The following is a 5,354-nucleotide window of genomic DNA, read 5'->3' as shown; positions in this document are numbered from 1 at the left end:
AATCCGCCGGCAATAATGTCGTCTCCCGCGCCTCCATCGGCCACACCGCCTTCGAGAGTCCGGGATATGGACACACTACTGAGGCTAAGATGTAGATCAAAGGTAGCGTCCGCCGGTATCGGACTGAGCGCCGGATAGGACCCAACCGCGACCACATAAGCCCCTTCGGATAGCGTGGTCACGATCCTAGAATCTAAACTGCTAGCGCTTCCCTGATCACCTGAAAAATCATCATCGTTGGATGCGATGACGATGCCTGAAGCATCATATAGGGTGAGATATGAGTCGAAGTTGCCAGCCCCCCCGGCCGCGCCGTCGATATCAATGATGACGCCCGCATTGTCCTGATCGACCGTAAAAGAAAAATACTGGACGGCGTCGTCGCCGGTCCCGGAGACCGTGGTGTGGGGAACCGTGACTGACGACTGGATCGCGCTATTGGCATTAAGGTCGAACGTTCCATCGAGCGATAGCGCAGTTTCGATTGAGGTGTTTCCGCTTCCCGCAGGGACGATGATGTCCGGCTCATCGACTGGTGAGATGTAACCCTCACGAACCAAAATTGTATCGTTTCCGCCTTCACCGAAGATCCTGTTTACACCATCACCTCCGTCAAGAAAATCGTTGCCGTCTCCGCCATAGATTAGATCATTGCCTGCTGCCCCGTTCACGGAATTGTCGCCCGCGTCTCCCCTAAGCTCATCATCATAGGCAGAGCCCCTAAGCCCCTCGATACTAATCAGCGTGTCGCCCGCAGCAGCGCCGCCTAGCACCCCGGTAAGCAAATTGACAGAAATGCCGGACGTAGCTGACCGATAAATTGCGATATCGAAGCCGCCTCCTCCGTGAAGGATATCGATGCCTGATGGGCCGCCGTCCAGATAGTCATCGCCGCCGCCTCCGTTCAGCTCATCATTGCCTTCGCGACCATATAGATAGTCTTGCCCCCCACCGCCGAGAAGAATGTCGTTGCCGGTTCCGCCGTCCAGATAGTCGCTGCCACCGCCTCCGTTCAGCTCATCATTGCCATCGCGACCATATAGATAGTCATCCCCCACACCGCTGAGAAGAAGGTCGTTGCCGGTTCCGCCGTCCAGATAGTCAGTGCCGCCGCCTCCGTTCAGCTCATCATCGCCTTCGCGACCATATAGATAGTCTTCCCCCACATCGCCGAGAAGAAGGTCGTTGCCGGTTCCGCCGTCCAGTTCATCGTCGCCGAAGCCGCCGTCTATGCTGTCATTTCCCTCCTCACCAAGGAGCACGTCGTGGCCATCATCCCCAAAAATCTGGTCGTTTCCACTCCACCCAAAGATCTCGTCGTTGCCATGACCGCCGCGCAAATAGTCGTCGAAAAACTGCGCCTGGATCGTATCATCTCCGTCGCCGCCGTCGACATTCATCGCAGCGCTGGTGCCTCCGAAAATAAAATCAGCGTAGTTAGAGCCAATGATCCCTTCGATCGAGCTGAACTCGAAAATCGCAAAACCGCCCGCGCTGCCACTCAAAAAGGTGCTGTCGAGCAAATCGATGAGGACCTGCGACCGCGCTGCGCTGAAATCAAGCGTATCGGTCCCTTCTCCGCCGACATAGGTGTCGCCGCCGTCCGATACGACAAAAGTATCGTTGCCACCCGCGCCCCAGAAGGTTTCCGCTCCGCTGCCGCCGATAAACAGGTCGTCGAAATCGGTTCCTTCGACCCCCTCCATATTGGCGAATGTGTCCGTGCCAAGGCCATCAAGGGTGATCACGCCCGCGTTGAGAATGTCGATCGTGATCGTGGCGCCGCTTGTGGCACCTCTCAAGCTCAGTATGTCAAAGCCGCCGCGGCCATCGATCGAGTCATTGCCGCCCAGTCCCGCAAAGTAATTGTCATTGGCGTCGCCAGCGAGCAAATCGTTGAATGCGGTGCCAACAATTCCCTCAATGGAGATGAGTGTGTCGTCGCCTTGTCCGCCGGTATTTACAACATCGCCAAGCAAGTTGACGATGATCCTTTGGTTCCCGGCAGAGTAATCGACGATGTCGAGACCTGCACCGCCGTCGATCACGTTGTCGCCGTCATTGCCGATAAAACAGTCATCGCCAATGCCGCCAATCGCATTCTCGATGACCGTCCCGTCCATGATCGCTATGACATTTTGTAGCCCTCCGACTGACGAAAAGGCCCCGCCATTCAGATTTATGATCTGGTCATCATCGTAGCCGGAAAAGTCTAGAGTATCGTTGCCTCCAGTGTCGTAAATTGTCAGTGACGGTGCGGACGTGAACTGACTGAAGTTGTGGACGTCGCTCTCAGTCGAATTGAATCCGTAGATCGTATCACCAGAACGTGTCCCGCCAGTATTTTCGCCATAGAGCAGTTGGAGCGCAAAGATATCGGCCTGCTGCGGCCCGAGGACATATCGAAAATCTCCGAGATTACCGGCCTCGGACTGGGAGAAGTAGGACATCATGGTAAATGCCCAGCTATCATTGGTGTAAATCGCGTCCTGAAGGTAATCCGCCGATCCATTATAAGGTCCGGAATGGCCTAGACCCAACGCGTGACCGATTTCGTGAATGAAGGTCTGATAGGTATAACTGTCCAACGCGGTACTTCCGTCGGCCCAGCCCTGCTCGACATTGATAAAGGCCGAGATGATCTCACCGTTGGAGGTAGCTGGTTGCGTGTAAGCTCCAGAGTCCTCGTCATCGAAGGTGATATCTGCGGACATCCCGTCGGCGACCATTGTGAAGGTAAGCGACGTAATCGACGCGATTGCGTCCATGGCCTGTATAGCCAGTTCCTGCATGCCGAGAGCGAGTTCTGAGATGTCGTAGGTCAAATCCGTCGACGCCCAGGCGCGCTGCGACCAGTATCCGTTAATCAAGTACTCTGCGATTTCGGCGACGGTGTAAGTCGGGAGTTCGGAGAATATCGTTTCACCAGCTTCACTCTGCGACACGGCCTCTGCGCACGCCGCACACGCACAGCCCGTTACCACGCCGTCACCACGCATATCATTATGCACGACCTGTTCGTAAATCTCGCCGGACACAGATATTTGCCGTTCTACAGAGTAGCCGGGCGAAAAATCCTCTTCGATACCTCGGCTACCAAATACTCGTATATCCATGATCCAGTCCCGCGCGGATGCCCCATCATATATCTGTAAGTTACAGTGGGCTTTATTTGCAAATGCTCAATCTGAGGATGTTCCGGGCTTGGCGAAGCAGCGGATTTTACCGGCGTCCGCCGGATGGAGAGAAAATAGCACTCATTGTTCCGCAAACCCGCATTGAATTTGGAACGGGGCACAGAGACGGCTGGACGTGCGCCATGTTCAAAGCTCAGCCCGATTGGAATTTAATGAGAATATGACACGCTGACTTTCCGCAAGAGGGTTGCTCTATTTATGAATCGCGGCTTACTCAATACTTGAACACTTATGCGAGGGGGCCCTCATGTCGAGCATTCTGAACGCAGCATTCGCGGACAATCCACGAGACGCTTTTTCCATCGGCGGAGTAACCGGGCGACGCGCCATCGACACGGTCCGCTCGGCGCAAAGTGCCGTTGAAACTGTAGATCAGTCGGATTCCTCGGATTCTGCCACAACCGATTTCCAGCTTGGATGCGCGTGTCCAGCTTGCATCGCAGCGTCGATGGAGCAGTCCGCATTGGGCGAGGTGAGCGCAGCAGAGGCCGTTGTCGACGATTTCACTGCGCTGCTCGCCCCCGCTTACGGCAGCGATTTCATCAGATGGAATTACGAAGAGCTCGGGGCGGCCATCGGTGTCACCTTCGTCACTTATTCGTTCAGAGAAGATGGCGACCTGCCGGACCCGAGCACAATCTCACATTCTCCTGATGAAGTGTTCTCGTTCACAGAAGATCAGCGCGTCAACTTTCGGCTCGCCTTGGATGAGTTCAGTGATATTTCGGGGCTCGTTTTCATTGAGGTCGATGAAGGCGGCATGCTGGACGCCATGGGTGTAACGGGGTCGGGCTATGGCGGCTTTGCAAACTATGCCAGTACTTCGCGGAGTTCCGGCGGCGGTGTCTGGATAGAAGGGACAGTGGATTCCGACTTTTCGCCGGGAACGAACACGTTCCAGGTGCTTCTGCATGAGATCGGCCACGGCATGGGCCTCAAGCACCCCTTCGAAGGCGACATCCAACTCCCGGATAACTCGGACAATACCAACCATACCGTGATGAGTTACACTTGGGCGGGCCAACCCAAAACTGAACTGGTCGAGTTCGATGTCGACGCGGTGCAATATCTCTACGGCACGCTGTCGGACCCTGAAGGGGCTGGCTTCGCTTATTCCTGGGATGAGACGACGGACACTTTAAGTATCACAGGCACAGCCGGTGCAGACTCCATTTCCGGGATCAGCGACAGAAACGAGATAACAGCCGGCGGCGGAAATGATCATGTGCTGGGCGGAGCGGGTAATGATGCCATTTACGGTAATGCGGGTAATGACAGGCTGTTTGGTGGTTTCGGAGATGACCTGCTGATCGGTGGTCTTGGCAATGACTATCTCGACGGAGGCTACGGCGTTGATTCGCTCAATGGCGGCGACGGCGACGATGAACTTCACGGCACTTCCGGCTCAACCCTTATCGGCGGTGCTGGAAACGACGATCTCTACCTTGTCGGGTCAGGGAACATCGACGCCGGCGAAGGCAATGATCTCATCGTTCTGAACTATCTGTACTCGAATACGTCTGTCGATGGCGGTGCGGGTTACGACATCATGGCTTTCACAGCTGCGGTTGGCTACGGCATCTATTTCAATTTGGCTTCAGGAAACGTCACCGGAATTGAACAAGTCCAGGGGTCGGAAAACGACGACAGCTTCTCTGGCAACGATGAGGCGAACGTCTTTGTCGGATTGGGCGGGGATGATTTATTCTATGGAGATAATGGTGCCGACACCTATCAGGGCGGTTTGGGCAGGGACACACTCTCATATGGGCAGTCGAACCAGGGCGTAACCGTCGATCTTCAAGCCGGAACGGCCTCTGGCGGATATGCCGAGGGCGATACGTTCGAGGGGATCGAAGTGCTCATTGGGTCCTACTATGCGGACACCCTGTATGGCGATGGCGAAGACAATGTCTTTGTCTATACCGGTGGGGCAGATATCGTTGATGGTCGGGGCGGTAGCGATCTGGTCAGCTTCGAGCGTTACTCCGGTGAATTACGTCTGAGCCTGACCAGCATGACTTTTCAGTACTCATACGGATCAAACTATTATTCGTATGCGCTTGCGTCGCTCACCTCAATTGAAGGGCTTCGCGGCAACGAGGAATCGAACTGGATCGAGGGCGACGGGAACGCTAATCGTCTTGAGGGTCTTTC

At 55.2% G+C, this 5,354-nt stretch carries 2 protein-coding genes; one reads left to right on the top strand and one right to left on the bottom strand.

Annotated elements, in window-relative coordinates:
- Positions 1–3,116, bottom strand: a 3,116-nt coding sequence (locus WNY37_RS18665) for a DVUA0089 family protein (RefSeq protein WP_342974980.1), incomplete at its 3' end; no start/stop codon positions are given.
- Between the two features lie 328 nt (positions 3,117–3,444).
- Between WNY37_RS18665 and WNY37_RS18660 the strand changes: the two genes are divergently transcribed.
- The coding region (locus tag WNY37_RS18660) for a matrixin family metalloprotease (protein ID WP_342974979.1) at positions 3,445–5,354 on the top strand (1,910 nt) is incomplete at its 3' end.

Origin of the sequence: Henriciella sp. AS95 (genome assembly GCF_038900055.1) — a bacterium.
In the GTDB taxonomy this organism is placed as follows: domain Bacteria; phylum Pseudomonadota; class Alphaproteobacteria; order Caulobacterales; family Hyphomonadaceae; genus Henriciella.
Note: the sequence above shows the minus strand (reverse complement) of the source record. Positions and strands in the feature narration are given on the sequence as shown.